We start from the raw sequence: 18866 nt of genomic DNA on the forward strand, positions 1-18866 counted from the left end.
GAAACGGGCGATTTTCGCGGGGTTTTTGCACTGCAGCTTCACGCGAAGGTGCGCGGCTATGACGCATGTCGCCAGGGGCGATCTGCTCGCACCAGGGGAGACGCTGGCCACTGTGGAAAACCGTCAGCCATGCGGCCTTTTGGCACGCAAAATGCTTGTAAGGGGCCGGCCGATGATGGCCGGGTACAAACGTGCGGGGGCTCTCAACCCCACCTTTCGCATCATCTACAGAGAGGCTCAATGACCAAGTACAAGCTCGAGTACATCTGGCTCGACGGATATACGCCGACTCCGAATTTGCGCGGCAAAACCCAGATCAAGGAATTCGCGTCGTTCCCGACGCTCGAGCAGCTTCCGCTCTGGGGCTTCGATGGCTCCTCCACCCAGCAGGCCGAAGGCCACAGCTCCGATTGCGTGCTGAAGCCGGTCGCGGTGTTCCCGGATGGTGCCCGCACCAACGGCGTGCTCGTGATGTGCGAAGTCATGATGCCCGACGGCAAGACCCCGCATCCGTCCAACAAGCGCGCCACCATCCTCGATGACGCCGGCGCCTGGTTCGGCTTCGAGCAGGAATACTTCTTCTACAAGGACGGCCGTCCGCTCGGCTTCCCCGAATACGGCTACCCCGCGCCGCAGGGCCCGTACTACACCGGCGTCGGCTACAAGTTCGTCGGCGACGTCGCCCGCAAGATCGTCGAAGAACATCTCGACCTCTGCCTCGCGGCCGGCATCAACCATGAAGGCATCAACGCGGAAGTCGCCAAGGGCCAGTGGGAATTCCAGATCTTCGGCAAGGGCTCCAAGAAGGCCGCTGACGAGATGTGGATGGCCCGCTACCTGATGCTGCGCCTGACCGAGAAGTACGGCATCGACATCGAATTCCACTGCAAGCCGCTCGGTGACACCGACTGGAACGGCTCCGGCATGCACGCCAACTTCTCGACCGAGTACATGCGTACGGTTGGTGGCAAGGAGTATTTCGAGGCGCTGATGGCCGCCTTCGACAAGAACCTGATGGACCACATCGCCGTCTACGGTCCGGACAACGACAAGCGTCTGACCGGCAAGCACGAGACCGCGCCCTGGAACAAGTTCAGCTACGGCGTTGCCGACCGCGGCGCCTCGATCCGCGTTCCGCATTCCTTCGTCAACAACGGCTACAAGGGCTATCTGGAAGACCGCCGTCCGAACTCGCAGGGCGACCCATACCAGATCGCTTCGCAGATCCTGAAGACGATCGCCTCCGTGCCGACCGACAAGAAGGCCGCGGCCTGAGATCCTCCCGGCCCGGGCAGGGGCTGGCCCGGGTTGGTGCTCAATCCGCCGGAGCGAAGGCTCCGGCGGATTTTTGCATGTGGATGACAGCCGTTCCCGTGGCTGCCGGACTTCGGCTCCGCGAAACTTGTCCATCGCCGCCGAAAGCGGGATAGAGTGCTCCGGGATGCGCGCAAGGGCCGGGGACACGGCAGCTACAACGCGGAGCAGGCGGTGCTGGAGGCGACCGCACGTGCCGGCAAGCGCAGCCTGCGCCTGACCGCCGCGCTCAAGCTGATGCATCGCGCCTGATCGCGACGGGAATGGCTCATGGAAAACGTTCGTATGCTCTCCACGCTCGGCCTGATGGGCGCGATGCGCGGCCTGTCGTCCGCGTACGAGGCTGCGACCGGCATTCGCATCGACGCAGACTTTGCGCCGACCCTGGCCCTGCTGAGACGCCTGCGCGACGGCGAGGCGGCCGACCTCGTCATCCTCACCCGCGAAGGGCTCGACGAGATGATCGGCGAGGGGCGCGTGCTCGCCGCGAGCGCGGCCGATCTGGCGCGCTCCTTCGTCGGCGTCGCGGTGCGGGCGGGGCGGGCGCACCCCGACATCGGAAGCGAAGCGGCGCTGCGCACAACCCTGCTCGCAGCGCGGTCCGTTGCGTATTCGCGGCTGGGGGCGAGCGGCGTCTACTTCGTCAAGCTGATCGAGCGGATGGGCATCGCAGCCGAGATCAACGCCAGGGCCACCGTCGTCGAGCAGGGCTTCACCGCGGAGCGGCTCGTCAGCGGCGAGGCCGACCTCGCCGTGCAGCAGATCAGCGAGCTGAAGCAGGTTGCCGGCATCGAGGTCGTCGGCCCGATCCCACGCGATTTGCAGACGCCGGCCGTGTTCTCCGCCGGCCGCACGGCGAACGCGAAACATGCCGAAGCCGCCGACCGGCTGCTGCGCTATCTGGCCTCGCCCGAGGTCGCGCCGATCCTGCGCCAGTCGGGACTTGAGCCTTGAATTTGCCGGGGCGGAGACGCAACGTGACGGCCATGCGGACTTACCTCCTTGCCATCCTCTTCGCGCTCGCCGTGCCCCTGACGGCGCACGCGCAATCCGCCGATCTCGTTCTGTGCGACCGGGTCGCCGCCGATCCCAGCGATCCCGACAAGCCGACCGACGTGAGGGGCGTGGCCGAGATCGCGTCCTCCGACATCGCGACCGCGATCAAGTTCTGCAAACAGGCTGCAGCATCGTCGCGACGCGCCATGTTCGCGCTCGGCCGCGCCTATGCCGCCAACCGGCAAACAGGCGAGGCGATCGCGGCCTGGCACAGGGCCGCCGACAAGGGATCGAGCGCGGCCATGGTCGAGCTCGGTGTCGCCTACGCCACCGGCTCGGGCGTCGCCAGGGACGAAGCGCAGGCGCGAAAACTGTTCGAGAAGGCGGCCCAGGCCGGCAACCCCCGCGGCGTCAGCAATCTCGCCGCGCTCGGCGGCGCAGGTGGCGCCGCGCCGGCCGATCCCGCGCAGGCGCGCGCGCTGCTCGGCAAGGCTGCCGAGACCAACGCGGAAGCGCAGTACCAGCTCGGCCTGATGCTTTCCGAAGGCACGGGCGGTGCCAAGGACGACGCCGCGGCGCGCGCGCTGTTCGAGAAGGCGGCCGCACAAAACCATCCCGGCGCGCTGGAGCGGATGGGCGCCTTCGCGCAGGAAGGCCGCGGCGGTCCGAAGGACGAGGACGCCGCGAAAGCCTATTACGAGCGCGCCGCCGCGCTCGGCGACGAGGATGCCAAGAAGGCGCTGGAGCGCATTCGCTGTCCCTATGCGATCAAGGACAAGCAGGGCAAGCTCGTCACCACGCTCTGCTTCTGAAGCCATTGCGATTGCACAGCACGTCACGAACCGGGCCAGGACGTCATGGAACCAGGCTCGCCCGTGCGCCGTTGAACTCCAGACGAAACGGAGCGCGATCATGATCCGCAAGCTGGCATCGGGCCAATACCGCCTCTACTCACGCAAGGTGAATCCGAAGACCGGCAAGCGTCGCAACCTCGGCACCTTCAAGAGCCGTGCGGCCGCCGAGAAGCACGAGCGCGAGGTGCAGTATTTCAAGCGTCACTGACGCTGATGGCGCCCTTCAGGCCTGGCAGCAACAAACGCGAAAACAACCCCATGCACAGTAGCCAAGGCCTTGAAACAGCAAGCCATTAAATCCGCCTTCTGCGGATTTGACGAAAATGATCAATTGACCCGTCGGGCAAAACAGAGGCATGATGCCGGCGCAGGTTGACGCAGGGCCCCTGCGTGGAAAAGCCGGATGGCCGAAGGGCGGCGGCAATGCTAGGTAGCCGCTATTCTTTTTCGATTTTGCGGGTTTAGAGCGTTGCTGGACGGACTCTACAAGGTTGAATACGGCATCAACGATGCGTTCGGCCGCAGCATCATGTGCATGCATGACGGCAAGATGCTGGGCGGTAATTCGGCCTTCGCGCATCTCGGCACCTATGTCGAGCGCGATGGCGAGATCATCGCCGAGGTGATCACCGAGCGGCACAATGAGGATCCCCACTACAAGCCGCTGATGGGGGCCGACGTCGCCAGGATCGGCGCACGCGGCCGGCGGCACGACAACCAGATCCGGCTTGCGGGGGGCGCGGATACGATGCCGGGCGCGAGGTTCTGGGCCAATCTCACGCGACTCGACGACGAGGGGTTGCCTCCGAGCGGTGCGGTCGGGCCGGGCGGCATCGCCAACGGGCTCTATGGGGTGAGGCTGCGCGCGCTCGACGGTGTCGATGCCGGACTGTCCGGCGTGATGCTGCTGATCGACGGACGCATCCTCGGGGGCGATGCGTTCTTCTACTATCTCGGCGCCTATTCCTCGGCAGACGGCCGCTGGAAAGGCGAGATGCTGAACCAGGAGCACACGCCGGCGAAAGGCGAAAACCCCGTGTTTGGCGGCCTGGAGGTCGGGATCGGCTTCTCCGGGACCTGCACGGCGGATAGCGGCGAGCTCGAAGGCATCGCGCTCGCCGGCAAGCGCAGCCTGCGCCTCGCGGCCTCGCTCAGGTTGATGCGGCGGGCGTAGGACTACTTGGACCTCTGCAGTGCATTCGTCCGTTGAAGTCTTGCGGCAGTGCAAACGCCGCGACGTTCAAGATAGTGACAAAAGCCGCGATGGGAAGAACAAGATCTTGGGAGACAAGCGTCTGTTATCGCGAAGGCGCTGGAAGAGCTTAGCGTCTCTGCCGACATTCGGCGGAGATCTTGCGCATCTCGGCTTTCACGAGCTCAGGGGAGCCCGCGTCAGATTTATGGAATAGAATAGGAGCTCTGCTTCAAGCGCTTGGCGAAGATGAGCGGACTGACGAAATCCATGCTTTTCGTCCTGGAAGATGAGTAGGGAGGTCGGGATATTTCGGCGTTGAAGCGCCGAATACATCTTCTCCGCCTGATTGATCGGCGCGACTGGATCGTCCTTACCGTGGAGAAATATCACTGGCGCGGATAGCTGCTGGGTGAAATTGATCGGCGAGCGGTTGTGGTACAGCTTGCTGTCAGGTCTAAACGGTTCAATAAGCCAATCGGTGTAGTGCAGCTCGAATTTGTGAGTTTCGGTGGCGATAGCCACCAGATCGCTTATTCCGAAGTAGCTTGCGCCTGCCGCGAATTCGGTATGGAAAGTGAGCCCGCACAACGTGGTATAGCCGCCAGCGCTGCGGCCCGTCACGGCCAGCTTCCGGTCATCGACATCGCCGCGGGCGGCGAGGAATTTCGCGCTCGAAATGCAATCTGCGACGTCGATTACGCCCCACTGCCTATATAGCTTTTCCCTATATCTTCTGCCGTACCCGGTGCTTCCGCGATAATTCACGTCAATCACGGCAAATCCCCGACTTGTCCAGAACTGCACGGAAAGATCCAGTGTCGACTCAGTCGCGGCGGTCGGTCCGCCGTGACTCTTCACGAGCAAGGGGGGCCTTTCTGAAGGCGGTGCCTGCCAGTTCGGGTTAATGGGGCAGTAATAGAAGGCGTGAGCGATATCACCATCGGCGGTTGGGAATTCGATCGGTTGAGGCGTCGAGAAATAGTCTTCAAACTCGTGCAAGCTGCCTGGCGAAACCAAGAGCTTGATCGGGAGGATCGCTCCTGTGTTCACGTCGATCGTGGCGATCGCCGGCGGCGAGGTCATTGTGGCGTAACGAAGGACCACCGTACTCGCGGACGCACGTACACCCGACAAGGACGAAAATTCCATTGGATAGTCATGAGCGGCTAGTGTGGGTATTTCTAGCCGGCCCAAACGCCACGTACCGTTTTGGACGAATGAGTAAATCATCACTTCTTGTGACATGAACGCATATGTCGACAGTCCGAGGTTCCACTGGGGTACGCCGAATTCCGCGTCTCGAGTTAGGATGCCCTCCACTCCGGAAGGGCTCCAGCGATATAGATTCCAGAAGTCCGTGCGATCAGAAATGAAGTAGAGCGTCCCGTCGGGTGACCATTGCGGTTGAAATAATGAGTCAGAGCCGCCGCCTTGGACTACCTGTTTTGCGGTCAGCCCACCTGTCTGATCAACACTTGCCACGTTCAGATACGTGGAAATCCACGGCATGTTTGGATGTTGCCAGCTTAGCCACGCAAGTTTTGATCCGTCCGAGTTGAGCGTCGGCGATGAGTAAAAATCGGATCCGCTATCGAGCGTTACCTCGCGACCAGTGGCAATGTCGATGGCCACCAGATCGTGAATAGCCTTGATCGCATCGCCGTTTGGACGCGATTCTCTTATCGCGATGAGGCGAAGTTTTCCGATATCGACGCAAATGTCTGCAAAGAAGCAGTTTGGATTTGACGTGATCCTGGTCGGCGGTCCGCCCGCGATCTGTTGATAGACTTGATTGTCGTCGAAATTGACGAAATAGACAGCGTTGTTGCGAACCGCATACGAGCCCCCACCATAGCTGTAAACTTGCGTCCTTACGTTGAAGAGGGGTGGCGTAATGTCTCTAATGGCGCCGTCGGCGCTTCTGGTCACGACCACGTTTCGGCCTTTCTCGAGCGGCCGCCCCTCGATCCAATAGATATCGTCGCCGTCGACGCGCGGCTCCGATAGTGATCCGGTCTCGGCCACCACCGCGTCGGCTGTGATGGGGGAGCTCCAGGATCCAAAACTACCGGTCTGCCGACTGCTCGCCATGACGATTCTTCCTCGCTGTGGCACGTCCAAACGACTTCGGCATCTAGGCCGCTAGTAGCGCGGTATCGCAACCGATCGCATAGGCCGTAATCGGCAACGAACGGCCCTTCAAATCGAGCTTGCGAGCCTGCAGTCCCTTGGGGGTGCAGCCGGCACTGATCAACGTCGCTTCGCTAATCAGCGCCTGGTTCGGTTCTGCCATGCTTGAGAGACGTGCGGCGACATTGACGTTGTCCCCGAGCGGCTGGACGTCGTGATATCCGCCTTCGGCCCCTGCCACCGTTCCGATGAAAACAGTGCCTGTGTGCACGCCCGCGCCGATCAGTAGTTCCGTGCCATCGGACGCGGAGGGCATTTTGGTTCGCATAAGGTCTTCCGCGCCTGCGATTGCCTTGCGTGCATACTCGGGTCCGCAGAAGCCCGGCGGATAGATTGCTGCGACCGCATCGCCGATAAATTCCACCACGAAGCCATCGGTATCGATGAGGCATTGTGTCGCAACGGTGTAGAAGTCCCTCATCACGTTGCTGAAGGCGGTGGGACCTAGCCGTTCGGCAAGACCGACCGAATTGCGCACATCAACGAATAATATCGAAAGTTCTACCTCGGCACCTCCAGGAAATGCGGTGATGAAAGCGTCGCAGGCGTTGCAAAACCGCGGATTTCGCTGCGACGGCCTCTTGCCGCGCCAGCGCATGAGCGTACCCCCGAGTCCGCCGAAGGGGACAAAGCACATCTTACAGCGCGGCGGCGACGGCAGTCGCATATGGAATTGCTGAAATCGCTTTAGCTTGGGATGGCCCTCCGCGAAGATTGCGCGCCACACCTCTTCGTTTCCTGTTTGCATCACGCCACTCCTCTATTTTCGTTATGTTTGTCTACGATCACCGCCTCACTACGGCGGCGTGCCGCACGGCGCCGATTGTCCTCCGCATGGGTCGGGCTCTGGGTCATTGGCGATCTTTGTACAGAACCAATGATGATACCCGATCTTGATGGGGCGGTCGGGACCTGTCCCGCGGTACTTGACCATGCAGGTCGTCGCGGTCGTTTCGTCCGAGGCCGGCAGCGGATCCGAGCACGGAATCGTACCCGGAGCGCGATGCGTATTGATGCTTACGTGTACCCCCGATTGCAGCTGCGTGCCGGTCAGCCAGGTCGGCGCTTCCGCAAGGCTCACGACCTGATCGAAATCGGGAATTTTGGTCTGGTAGCTGGTCATATGCGCCTCGTTACCCGACCCGAATAGTGCGTAGGTGAGCATCGTAGGCGCCTCGAGGGTCGTAGCCAGATGACGAAAATAGACGACGCGCTCGATCAGCAGAGGAACGTCACGGATGATCGGCGTCTGATCCTTCCAGGGCCAACTGACGTACTTCTTCAGCTGGGGAATTCCGCGGAACACATCGGCCACGAAGCAGCGGCGTTCGCCGGTCTGCATGTCGGGAACCGTGAGCAAGTCGTGAGGGCTGTTGCCGAGAAAATACGTACTGTTGGGGTGTCTCTCGCGATCGCCGATGTATCTGCGCATCGCGTCGGGCGGCAATTTAGCCTGTAAGACGAGCTGATAATTGTGCTCTTCCATGCCATACATGGTAAGGTGGCAGATGAACAACGTCTGGCGGCCCATCATGATGAACGCATGCTGAGATGGTTCATTGATAATCACGGACGAGTGGTCGCTATGCGCTAGCTCGAATGCTGCGGGGCTGTGTCCGTATGAGCGTGACATTGAGTCTGACGTGGAGGCTGTCGGCATGATCATGTGGGCTCCCTGCTGATCGCTAGTCGGGGCGCCTAGGTGTGGGCCCCATTCCTCGAGAGTCGTGCGCCGGTTGCGCCGGCATGAGCACGTCAAAAATTGAGTGCGTCGAGTGCCTGGTGGACAACGGTGCGGAGTGCGTCCTCCATTACCTTGAGAAAATCGCCTCCTTCCGTTTCAGTCGTCCATGGGTCCATGGTCGTGGAGATGAGGAACGGAATCGCTGCATTGCTGGGATTGTCGATCCCGAGCCGCGTTGAATAATGTTGTATGAATGGCGCGCCGTAATTCGTGACGTCGAAATCGGAGCTTGTCAGGATCAGGAGCTTGGAATTTATGTCTTCCTTGGGATCCATGATGCTGCAGATCTTGAAGATCTGTTGATTTAGTTTCGCAAGTTTCTCTGGATCTTTGTTCCACTCTCCTTCCCTGTTCTTGAAGTTGAACGAATAGGCGAGGATCACTTGGTCAGATCCGAGTTCGCGGAAGAGGTCCTGGGCCGCAACATTGTGCGCCAGAAAGTCGAGCAGCTCAGCATTGGTGCAGTTTACGAAGTGCTCGGCGATGCATTTCTTTTGCTCTTGAATTTGGATTGCGCCGGTCCCGTTGCGCTCAGCCGGCAGCATTTGGAAGGGTATGAGCCTATAGCGTCGGTTCGGGTCCGGATCGCGATCCTCCATCGTCACCAGCCGGCAGTACATGCGCTTGGAAGTCCACATGCATTGCCCGAGAATCTTGCCGTAGCCGGCTTGGGAGAGCGGTATGACTTTGTGAGCAAGCCATGTCGCGGCGGCAGCGGCGCCGGGCTTCGATCCTTCTATGCCATAGATGCCGACCGTCGGTTCCAAAGCGCTATGAAACACCACAGGAGCCTTAAGTGAAATCAGGTCGCGCATCGCCGAGTTTCGGTAGCAGATGCACCCAGCAGGATACGGCACGTAACCCGCTTTATGCGGGTCGACCGTAACTGAATCGGCCTCCGCTATGGCCGCGTACTGTTCGTTGACGTACGCACTCATAGGAAATGACGGAATATTCGCCAGCACTCGTTCGAAATATGCGAGAAAATGCAGACGCGGCTCGTGCAGAGTCTGCGGCATTGTCGTTGTTGGTTTCGGCGCAGGAGGTGAAGTGGCAAAGGAGGGCGTTCGTATGGTGTTGAAGTATCCGCCCCAAGCGGCGTCGCAATGAATCGCGAAATCGAGACCTTTCGTTCGGAATTCGGTGCGCAAGTCGATGATGGCACGCAGCGGATCTACCGCGCTCTCCTCCGTGCTACCGATGACGGCGACGACCGAAATCACCGGTTGCTTGTCCTCGAGACACGCGTTGAGCGTCTTCTCGAGCTCTTTCACATCCATCCGTGCCTGCAGATCAACTGGAATCGATCGAAGATTATTCTGACCGAGCCCGAGCAGAGTCATGGCCTTTGGCCATGAGTAGTGGCGCGTTGCTGGTGCCATCACGAGCGGCGACTTAACACCAGGTAGAAAGTGGCTGTAGAATTCGGCTAGGCCGACGTTTTGTACCGTGTAGGGTTGCAACGCGCTAATCGTTATCGCCGGATCGATGTGATATTGTTCCTTGATGACCTGCGGAAGGCTGACCACGGAGTCGATGGGGAGGTTGAGCAGGATCCAATGATCATGAATGTCGCGCAGCCGGAGATGTGTGCCGTTTAGAAGTTGCACTTCCAGGTCTTTCGCAGCCGCGAGCTCGCTTCGTTCGGTCAATGCTCTACGCAAGGCCAGCGCGAAAAACTTGGCATTGCGCGCTGACCATAAGCTTTCAATATTGGCCACAGAGCCGTCGCAGGTGATGTGGCCCCAGGGGACGATTGTGCACGACCGGCGTTGCGGGTCCGTCCTATCCCCGGGTGGAACGGAGAATCCCAGCATTCGGCAAAGATCGTTTCCAACAACGATCTCAAGCCAGGTGGTCAGCGGTGATGCCTCGGCCGCGACGTTGTTCTGATTGTAAAGCAAGGCGGCGATATAACCGACCACCGCTGGTAATGCCTGGTCCCAGAGCATATGACTCTGGTAGCGCATGCTCGAGAAGGGAACGGAGTGGCGCATCTGCTCAAACAGCGTGAGGGCCAGCGCGTTAAGCTGCGCAACAGCCTCGTGATATTCCGAAGACTGCTTGATCGAGTTGCCGATGTGCGTGGGATCGTGTGGATGAAAGCCACGGCGGAAAGCGCAATGCTGCGCGATAGCCTGAACGACGAGTGAGAGTAAGATATCGTCGTTCTCAGCTCTGGGGCCCAAGAACCAAGCTTCCGGTAACCCTCCGGATGCTCCGGCCCGCTGCAGCGGAGACGCAGGCTCGCTAAAGAACGCGTCGAATGCGCGGAGGCGTTGCTCTCGCAGATCCTCGCTGCCCTGAGACATGGCGGCGTCCCTTACAGTTTACATTATTCCATTTCGCTGAAGTCCGTGCAACTAAAAGTTACTTGCGCGACGACCACTAGAGCCGCGTAATTGGTTACCCATCTCATCCTAGAATGAACTGCTCCGCCAGGTTGTGACGTAGTTCACATCGCCGCACCTGACAGCTCCGTAGGATGGGACAATCAGTGATTGCACTTGCCATTTTCTGTTTTGCTCACGAGTGATCTGAATCGTGACCAATAGCCATTCGGGAGGTTTCGATGAGAACTCCAGCTTTCATCTTAGTGGCACTCTTTGCGGTTGGATCGGTCGTACCGGTACTTGCTCAGGAGCAGCCGACCTTCATAAAGAAGCCGAAAGTGTTGGGCACTAAAGAGAGCACGGTGACAACTTACCGAGCCGGCGGGGAGGGCAAGTCTGTAGGTCCTTCAATCAATTGCAGCGGCATTTGCTTCAGCGACGGGGTGACGCGCTACTGGCAATGCAAGGGGACGCATGCCGACACCTTCTGCCATCTTAGATGCTCGCCTCCGCCACCTCGAGGCGAATGTCTTCCGATGTAAGAGGTCACCAAGGCGGTGTTCCGCTATTGGCCCGAAGCCGAAGATCGCGACGGGCTGCGGTGTGTCAGCAATCAAGGCTATTGGACATGTCGGAAACGCGCCCATCGACGTGAATGACCCAAGCGGCCCAGTGGATGCGCTCGCTTAGTCGAGGCTCGTCTCAGAAGGCTCATGCGATCCTGGAGAATTTCCCGGCTCCTCAGTGCTCTTGTGCAGTCATAGGATTGGATCACTCGGGCGGAGAGGCTCCAGTTCCAATGGCATTCATTTGAACTCGTACGTCGGCGCTGGCGGCGGATCTGCGCGTCAAGGCCGGCCGCATCCGCGAATGAAGTCACAGGGAGACCATCATGTCCGCGTTGTCACGCCGCGATTTCCTGGCACTTCAACATCGGCTGCAGTTGTCGGGCTCGCCGCACCCGCGCGAGCCGCGATGGGGCCGAACGACAAGTACGATCTGGTGATCCGCGGGGAGAGGTTCTCGACCCGAGCCAGTAGTTGCGCGCGAGACGCGATATCGGCATCGTTGGGGCGTGATCGAAACCGTCCAGGAGACGATCCCCGCCGAGCGCACCCTGAAGAGCATCGATGCGTCGGGCAAGCTCGCGATGCCCGGCCTCGTCGACCTGCATTGTCACGTCTATCCTTACGGCTCGGCAATCGGTATTCAGGCCGACGAGCTCGTGCAATTCCAGGGCACGACGACCGTCGTGTCGGCAGGCGACGCCGGGGTCAACAATCTGGCGGCGCTACGCCGTTTCATCATGGCCCAGACGCGGGCGCGGATGTACGCCTTCGTCCACATCGCGAACAACAGCCTTTCAGCGTTCCCCGTCGCCGAGCTCTACAATATCGACTCCGCGCAGATCGAGGCCTGCGCCATGGCTCTCGCCGAGAATTCTGGCTCTGGATCGAAATCTGGCTACGGCCCATGGATGGATCGGGCTCGCTAAATGCAACCTCGGCCGGGCCGAGGAGACTGAAGCCCACATCATGGAGGCGTTCAGACTCTCGCCCCGCGATACGAAGGCCTCTTCCTGGATGAACACGGCAGGCGTCGCGCAATCGTACCTCGGTGCCGACGAGACTGCGGCGCGATGGTTCCAGCGATCGATCGAGATCAACCGGAACATTGCGCCGTTCGTTTATTTCTTTCTCGCCGCGGCACTGGCTCATTCCCGGCGGAGCGACGAAGCACGAGCTTTCGTGCAGGCGGGGCTCATCCTCAGCCCGCACTTCAGCATCGCCCAATTCCACGCAAGCTCTCCGACCGACAATCCGACTTGTCTGAGGCAGCGGGTCCGCATCGCCGAAGGCCTACGCAAGGCAGGGCTCTCCGAGGAGTGAGTGGAGAGCAGCTGGCCAAGCCCGGGGTTGATGTTGCGGATTTCCGCAATTGGCCTCTTCGCCGATTTGCTGGGGCGACCTGTGGCGCGGTTGAGCCGGGGCCGCGGCCTTGCAGGGTGCAGACCAGCAGCCGATTCGCTGAACTCATTGGGAAATGTTTTCATTTAAATGCGTGATTTTATTTGATTTAAAATGTGATTTAATTTCAGCAACGAAACGTTGTAGACGTCCTTCGCGCATCTCCACGCCATCGGAATAGACGGAGGGCCTATGACTGTTCTATTTGGCGATACGAGTGGGTCCCTCGAGGGACGACGGCATGGCGGAAGCCAGACACTGGTTGGTTCGGAACCGACGAACACATTGTTCGGGGATGCTGGACTGGACTTACTCGACCACGCCGTCGGCGGTAACGACACATTGGTAACTTCCGGCGCAGGAAGTCTGTTCGGTGACGCGGGTGGAAATATTTCCGGGCATGCGCGGGGTGGCGATGATGCGTTGTCGGCCCAGGTGATCGCCTCTGCTGTCGTCGTTGGCGAGACATTCACCCTGAATATGTACGGCGATGCTGGCGGTAATATCTCGGACCTGGCCGTTGCCGGCGATGATGTCCTAAACGTCGAATTGCCCCGGACCTTTACGTCGGGGGTGAAAGTGAATGCCTATGGTGATGCCGGCGGAATCTTGTCCGGTCAAGCGCGTGGTGGCGACGACGATTTTGGCGTTTCCGGTGGCGGGCATCAAACAATCACCGTGTATGGAGACGCGGGTGGCAACCTGATCAATTGCGCGGCGGGCGGCAACGACAGGTTCGTTGGCCACATCGGACCGGATAGCAATGTAGTGTTCTATGGCGACTCCGGCGGTAGCTTTCTCGGGCACACCCGCGGCGGCGATGACAGCTTTACTGTGAGCGGATCTGAGTACAACAGCTATCTCTATGGGGACGCCGGCGGCGACATGGCCGGTCATGCGGCCGGCGGCAACGACAATTTCGCGGCGAGCGGAACCAATCCGTTCAATTTCGTCTTTGGCGATGCCGGCGGAAGCATGTCCGCCTCCGCCGCCGGTGGGAACGACACGTTCAATGACTCGAGCGACGCAACACTGACCGATCGAAATGTCTTCTCCGGTGACGCTGGCGGGAACATGTCCGGTTCCGCCCGGGGCGGGGATGACACGTTCAACAAGACCGGCTTGGGGGGAAGTACATTCTATGGTGACGCCGCCGGCGACATGTCTGATCGTGCCGAGGGCGGCGATGACACATTCGAGGCCTCAGGCACGCAACATCAGAACATCTTCTACGGAGACGCCGGCGGCAACATGGGTGATCGAGCCGTCGGCGGCGACGACATCTATATCGGTGGCAACGTATTCCCTCAGCTTGCCAACCAGGCTTATGGGGATGCGCTGACCATGTCAGGCGGCGCGAAAGGCGGCAATGACACGCTGGTCGGCGGCGATGATCCGAATCCACATCCGGCAGGCAGCTACGAGACCATTCTCGTCGGCGATGCCCGATCCATGTCCGACCACGCGCGCGGCGGCAGCGACAAGATTGTTAGCGGCACCGGAAATGATGACATCTGGGGAGACGCCCAGATGATGCTCGATTTTGCGAAAGGCGGAAACGACAGGATCGTATTCAATTTCGAGAACGGCCACGACAGGATCGAGGATTTCGGACAGGGTCTCTCAAATTTGGGTATCGACCGCATCGATGTCTCTGCGCTCGGTATCGAGAGTTTCGGTGATCTTGCCATCTCGCAATTCGATCCGATAACGCAAGAGAGTCTGATTACCTTCAGCCCAGGCAACGATGTCACCGTTCACAGCGAGGAAGCACTCAGGCCTCAGGATTTCATTTTCGCGCCACATCAGAACGATTTGTTGATGTGAGCGGAACGTCGCATTGCCGCCATCGACCGTGAGGCGTTAGCTGCAAAGCAGAAAATTTCGCGGCTCCTCAGCGTATCTGTGCAGCCATAGGATTGCATCATCCGGGCGAAGAGGCTCCAGTTCCAATCGCATTCATCTCGAACTCGTCGGCACCGGAGGCGGATATGCCCGTCGAAGCCGACCTTGCGAGAGCAGATGGGGGGCGCTATGTCCGCGTTGTCGCGCCGCGATTTCCTGGCACTTTCGACATCCGCCGCAGCTGTCGGGCCGGCCGCACCCGCGCGAGCCGCGATGGGTACCCTTCGGCCGGCCTTATCAAGCGGTAGAAGAGCCGGCCGGCAGTTTCAGCGGTTGTCGAAGCTGTACGGACGAGCGCGACGCGGTGAAGCGGCGGGATTGCCCGGAGGCGTGAGATCCGGGCCTGGCCGGGCTTCCCCTCGCGCCCCGCATGCCCTATGACGCTGCAACGCAAAAAATCCCCCGAAAAGACCTCATGATCCGCCTCGACAACGTCAGCAAGCAAGCCGGCCACCAGATCCTTTTCATCGAAGCTTCCGCCGCCCTCAACAAGGGCGAAAAGATCGGCCTCGTCGGCCCGAACGGCGCCGGCAAGACGACGCTGTTCCGGATGATCGCCGGCGAGGAACTGCCGGACGAGGGCCAGGTCTCGACCGATCGCGGCATCACCATCGGCTATTTCAACCAGGACGTTGGCGAGATGAGCGGCCGCAGCGCCGTGGCCGAGGTGATGAATGGCGCCGGTCCCGTCAGCGAGGTCGCGGCCGAGCTGCGTGAGCTCGAGGCGGATATGGCCGATCCTGACAAGGCCGACCAGATGGACGAGATCATCGCCCGCTACGGCGAGGTGCAGCACCGCTTCGAGGAGCTCGATGGCTACGCGCTCGATGGTCGTGCACGCGAAGCGCTGTCAGGCCTCGGCTTCAGCCAGGAGATGATGGACGGCGATGTCGGCAAGCTCTCCGGCGGCTGGAAGATGCGCGTGGCGCTGGCGCGGATTCTCCTGATGCGTCCCGACGTCATGCTGCTCGACGAGCCGAGCAACCATCTCGACCTCGAAAGCCTGATCTGGCTGGAGAAATTCCTGCACGATTACGAAGGCACGCTGCTGATGACCTCGCATGACCGCGAGTTCATCAACCGCGTGATCTCCAAGGTGATCGAGATCGATTCCGGCTCGCTCACCACCTATACCGGCGACTACGAGTTCTACGAGCAGCAGCGGGCGCAGAACGAGAAGCAGCAGCAGGCCCAGTTCGAGCGCCAGCAGGCCATGCTCGCCAAGGAGATCAAGTTCATCGAGCGCTTCAAGGCGCGCGCCTCGCACGCGGCGCAGGTGCAGAGCCGGGTCAAGAAGCTCGACAAGATCGAGCGGGTCGAGCCGCCGCGCCGCCGCCAGTCGGTCGCTTTCGACTTCCCGCCGGCGCCGCGCTCGGGCGAGGACGTCGTCGCCTTGAAGAGCGTGCACAAGGGCTATGGCGCCAAGCGCATCTATGACGGGCTCGATTTCATGATCCGTCGCAGGGAGCGCTGGTGTGTGATGGGCGTCAACGGCGCCGGCAAGTCGACGCTGCTCAAGCTGGTTGCCGGTGCGAGCGAGCCGGATGAGGGCACGGTGGCGTTAGGGGGCAGCGTCAAGATGGGCTATTTCGCCCAGCACGCGATGGATCTGCTCGACGGTGAGCGCACCGTGTTCCAGTCGCTGGAAGATGCGTTTCCGACTGCGGGGCAGGGCAGCTTGCGTGCGCTCGCCGGCTGCTTCGGCTTCTCCGGCGACGATGTCGAGAAGCGCTGCCGCGTGCTCTCGGGCGGCGAGAAGGCGCGGCTCGTCATGGCGAAGATGCTGTTCGATCCGCCGAACTTTCTGGTGCTGGACGAGCCGACCAACCATCTCGACCTCGCTACCAAGGAGATGCTGATCACGGCACTGTCGGATTTCGAGGGCACCATGCTGTTTGTCTCGCATGACCGCCACTTCCTCAGTGTCCTGTCGAACCGCGTGCTGGAGCTGACGCCGGAGGGGATCCACCAGTATGGCGGCGGCTACACCGAATACGTCGCCCGGACCGGACAGGAGGCGCCGGGGTTACGGAGCTAGCATTCTGCGCCGTGCCTTGACGCGTCACTGCCGCTCGTTACGCTCCCTCAAAAAAGGGAGCGAACAACCATGAAGCAACTCCGAATCGGCGACATCACCATCGATGCGGTGATCGAGCGGGAAGGGCCGTGGCGTCGGCCGCAGGATTTCTTCCCGGCCTATGATGAGGGTGTCTTCGAACGCCATCTGCCGACGATGGAGCCCGAGGTGTTCGACGCCGCGCGCGGCATGATGGTAATCACCTACCAGACCTTCGTCGTGCGCACGCCGCACCACACGATCCTGGTGGACACCTGCACCGGCGAGGACAAGGGTCATCCGCCGCCGTTCGACTTTCCCAGCAAGGAGCGTTGGCGCAACGAATTATTCGCGCTCGGCATCGGCTTCGAGCAGATCGACTACGTGTTCTGCACGCATCTGCATATCGATCACACCGGCTGGAACACAACGTTACACGACGGCCGCTGGGTGCCGACGTTCCCGAATGCGAAATACGTCTTCCACAAGGGCGAATACGCAGCGTGGGAGGCGGAGAATGCGAAGGGCAACAATCCGCCCGGCACCGTCTTCCGCGACAATTGCCTGCCGATCGTCGAGGCCGGGCAGGCGCTGCTGGTCGACGATGATTACGCGCTCGATGATACGGTCACGCTGACACCGACGCCGGGACATTCGCCCTGTCATTGCTGCGTTAACATCTTCTCCAAAGGTCAACGCGCGGTGGTCGCGGGCGACCTCATGCATCACCAGATCCAGTGCCGCGAGCCGGACTGGTCGGCGAAGCCGGACTGGGACGCGAAGCAGTCGGCGATCTCGCGGCGGAAGTTCTTCGCTTCCGTCGCCGACACCGACACGTTGATCCTGCCGATCCATTTCCCGGCGCCGACTGTCGGGCTGATCAAGCCGCTGGACGGGGCGTTTGACTACCGGTTCAAGCGGGATTGAGGCGCGAACATCCCGGTCAACGCTTGCTGCGCTGCGCGAGCACCAACGCGATGCCGCCGAGCATCGCGGGGGAGGCGAGCAACAATCGGAGCGTAACCGGCTCGGCCAGGAACAGCGCGCCGCCGATCGCGGCGATGGCGGGGACGGAAAGCTGGACGGAGGCCGCGCGGGCCGCCGTCAGGTAGCGCAAGGTGACGTACCACATCACATAGCCGAGCCCCGAGGCGATCGCGCCGGATGCGATGGCATAGGCGAGCCCGATCGGCGTGACGTGGAGATCGGAGAGCTGCCAGAGGTTCACGGCTGCGGCAAGCGGCAGGCAGCAGAGGAAATTGATGGCGTTGGCCTCGATGGGATGATCAACGCCCCGCGCCGACAGCGAGAACACGCCCCAGGCGATACCCGACATGGCGATCAGGACCGCGCCGATGGGATCGGGGGCGCTGACGCCGGGCAGAACCAGATAGACGAGGCCCAAGCTCGCGATCGAAAGCCCGATCCAGCCGGCTGCGGAGAACCTTTCTCCCTCCCGCAGCGCGACGCAGAACATCGTGAGCTGCACGGCAGTGAACAGGATCAGGGCGCCGGTGCCTGCCGGCAGCCGCACATAGGCAAACGAGAAGCAGATCAGGTAGACGAACAGGGCGGCCACCGACCTGACCTTGGCATAGGCAAATGACGGCAGATGCCCGTAGCTTTGCCAGACCACCAGCGCGAGAATTGCGACCGCCGCAAGCACCCGCACCGTCGTGAAGCTCGCGGGATCGATCAGCCCGGGCCCCAGCGCGAGCCGGCACAGCAGCGAGTTGGCTGCAAAGCAAACCATCGTCGCGGTCGTCAGCACAGCCGCCTGGGTGGTTTGCGAACTTGTGGTGATCAAGATCAGGATACTCGCCAGTCGCGACGCTGAAGCCGCAAAGGCATCGAAGCGGCTGCATCGGAGACAAGGGAAACAGCAAATCGGGCTCGATACGGTCTGGATCGAGCCCGATGACGTCTTTCGAAGAATACCGAGGATCCCTCCGCGCGCTTACGCGTTGGTCTCGCACTTCTTCATGAAGCTGTTCTTGGCTGCGCCGGCGAGCGGCTTGCCATCGGAGCCGACGGCCTTGGGCGCGCAGGCATCGGCCTTGCACTTCTTCAGGAACGAGGTCTTGGCTGCGCCGGCCAGCGGCTTGCCGTCCTTGCCGACGGCCTTGCTCTCGCAGGTTTCTTGCGCGAAGGCCGAGCCCGCCGCAAAGGTGGCAACGATCGCTGCGAGGAAAATCCGCTTCATCATGGGTGTCTCCCTAAACCAGAAATGGCGGCCGGATTGGAGCCGGGAATCATGGCGCAATCAAGCAGGACGAGCACCGATCGTCCGGTCTGCCTGGTGATTTTGCAAC

General features: G+C 61.0%; 15 protein-coding genes and 2 pseudogenes. 11 read left to right on the forward strand and 6 right to left on the reverse strand.

Annotated elements, in window-relative coordinates:
• Positions 1 to 240 precede the first annotated feature (240 nt).
• From XH87_RS17965 to XH87_RS17990, 6 genes and pseudogenes are all read left to right on the forward strand, one after another.
• The gene (locus XH87_RS17965) at positions 241 to 1275 is read left to right on the forward strand and encodes a glutamine synthetase beta-grasp domain-containing protein (protein WP_124158961.1); all 1035 of its coding nucleotides are present in this window, start codon (positions 241 to 243) and stop codon (positions 1273 to 1275) included.
• 183 nt (positions 1276 to 1458) lie between these two features.
• A pseudogene (locus XH87_RS17970) lies at positions 1459 to 1566 on the forward strand (GrlR family regulatory protein); the annotation flags it as partial.
• A gap of 18 nt (positions 1567 to 1584) precedes the next feature.
• Entirely contained in the window at positions 1585 to 2268 is a 684-nt protein-coding gene (locus tag XH87_RS17975; RefSeq protein WP_271588290.1) for a substrate-binding domain-containing protein, read from the forward strand.
• Positions 2269 to 2300: 32 nt separating this feature from the next.
• Positions 2301 to 3122, forward strand: a complete 822-nt coding sequence (locus XH87_RS17980; RefSeq protein WP_271588348.1) for a tetratricopeptide repeat protein — start codon at positions 2301 to 2303, stop codon at positions 3120 to 3122.
• Between the two features lie 100 nt (positions 3123 to 3222).
• The gene (locus tag XH87_RS17985) at positions 3223 to 3372 is read left to right on the forward strand and encodes a hypothetical protein (protein ID WP_035702151.1); all 150 of its coding nucleotides are present in this window, start codon (positions 3223 to 3225) and stop codon (positions 3370 to 3372) included.
• 261 nt (positions 3373 to 3633) lie between these two features.
• Positions 3634 to 4338, forward strand: coding sequence for a GrlR family regulatory protein (locus XH87_RS17990; protein ID WP_271588291.1), 705 nt, complete (start codon positions 3634 to 3636; stop codon positions 4336 to 4338).
• Between the two features lie 195 nt (positions 4339 to 4533).
• Here the strand turns inward: XH87_RS17990 and XH87_RS17995 are convergent, their stop codons facing one another.
• The 4 genes from XH87_RS17995 to XH87_RS18010 form a co-directional block, all read right to left on the reverse strand.
• The gene (locus XH87_RS17995; RefSeq protein WP_271588292.1) at positions 4534 to 6450 is read right to left on the reverse strand and encodes a S9 family peptidase; all 1917 of its coding nucleotides are present in this window, start codon (positions 6448 to 6450) and stop codon (positions 4534 to 4536) included.
• 43 nt (positions 6451 to 6493) lie between these two features.
• Positions 6494 to 7297 (reverse strand): adenylate/guanylate cyclase domain-containing protein, encoded by an 804-nt coding sequence (locus tag XH87_RS18000; RefSeq protein ID WP_271588293.1) that lies wholly within the window; start codon positions 7295 to 7297, stop codon positions 6494 to 6496.
• 48 nt (positions 7298 to 7345) lie between these two features.
• Positions 7346 to 8215: a hypothetical protein gene (locus XH87_RS18005; protein ID WP_271588294.1), complete on the reverse strand. Its 870-nt coding sequence runs from the start codon at positions 8213 to 8215 to the stop codon at positions 7346 to 7348.
• A gap of 89 nt (positions 8216 to 8304) precedes the next feature.
• Complete coding sequence (locus XH87_RS18010) at positions 8305 to 10605, reverse strand: pyridoxal phosphate-dependent decarboxylase family protein (RefSeq protein ID WP_271588295.1); 2301 nt, start codon at positions 10603 to 10605, stop codon at positions 8305 to 8307.
• 913 nt (positions 10606 to 11518) lie between these two features.
• Between XH87_RS18010 and XH87_RS18015 the strand changes: the two are divergent.
• From XH87_RS18015 to XH87_RS18035, 5 genes and pseudogenes are all read left to right on the forward strand, one after another.
• Positions 11519 to 12067: pseudogene (locus tag XH87_RS18015) on the forward strand (twin-arginine translocation signal domain-containing protein); the annotation flags it as partial.
• 94 nt (positions 12068 to 12161) lie between these two features.
• Complete coding sequence (locus XH87_RS18020) at positions 12162 to 12515, forward strand: hypothetical protein (protein ID WP_271588296.1); 354 nt, start codon at positions 12162 to 12164, stop codon at positions 12513 to 12515.
• Between the two features lie 270 nt (positions 12516 to 12785).
• Entirely contained in the window at positions 12786 to 14420 is a 1635-nt protein-coding gene (locus tag XH87_RS18025) for a calcium-binding protein (protein WP_271588297.1), read from the forward strand.
• Between the two features lie 493 nt (positions 14421 to 14913).
• Positions 14914 to 16536 (forward strand): ABC-F family ATP-binding cassette domain-containing protein, encoded by a 1623-nt coding sequence (locus XH87_RS18030; RefSeq protein ID WP_035702174.1) that lies wholly within the window; start codon positions 14914 to 14916, stop codon positions 16534 to 16536.
• A 69-nt stretch (positions 16537 to 16605) separates the two neighbouring features.
• A complete protein-coding gene (locus XH87_RS18035; RefSeq protein WP_271588298.1) occupies positions 16606 to 17481 on the forward strand; it encodes an MBL fold metallo-hydrolase in 876 nt (291 codons plus the stop codon).
• Between the two features lie 16 nt (positions 17482 to 17497).
• On the opposite strand, the gene XH87_RS18040 is transcribed toward XH87_RS18035, so the two are convergent.
• A complete protein-coding gene (locus XH87_RS18040; protein ID WP_271588299.1) occupies positions 17498 to 18361 on the reverse strand; it encodes a DMT family transporter in 864 nt (287 codons plus the stop codon).
• Positions 18362 to 18511: 150 nt separating this feature from the next.
• Positions 18512 to 18760, reverse strand: a complete 249-nt coding sequence (locus XH87_RS18045) for a hypothetical protein (RefSeq protein ID WP_035702178.1) — start codon at positions 18758 to 18760, stop codon at positions 18512 to 18514.
• Between the last annotated feature and the right edge of the window lie 106 nt (positions 18761 to 18866).

It is taken from the genome of Bradyrhizobium sp. CCBAU 53415, assembly GCF_028128735.1.
Classification (GTDB): Bacteria; Pseudomonadota; Alphaproteobacteria; order Rhizobiales; family Xanthobacteraceae; genus Bradyrhizobium.